Consider the following 234-nt stretch of genomic DNA (forward strand, 5'->3'; position numbering starts at 1 on the left):
CAGGAGTTCGCTTGTCTGCAAAGGCTGGATTTGTTCCCACGATCAAAAAGATCAAAATCATGGAAACAATGCCTGGATGCCAACCCCAGTGCAAAAAGATCATGTTAGCAGCACCTACAAAGAAACCGATCGTGATGGAGTAGGCAAAGGCGTTTTCGGTGTTTCCTTTCCAAAACTTAGGCTCTTTCTTTTCTTCAGGCTTATTTTCTTCCGGTTTAGTTGGAGTAGTTTTCT

Annotated in this window: 1 pseudogene; it reads right to left on the reverse strand. The window is 43.2% G+C overall.

Features of this window, described 5'->3' with window-relative positions:
- A pseudogene (locus FC20_RS10605) lies at window positions 1–234 on the reverse strand (hypothetical protein); the annotation flags it as partial.

The sequence above is a fragment of the Lactobacillus equicursoris DSM 19284 = JCM 14600 = CIP 110162 genome, assembly GCF_001434815.1.
Lineage (GTDB): Bacteria > Bacillota > Bacilli > Lactobacillales > Lactobacillaceae > Lactobacillus > Lactobacillus equicursoris.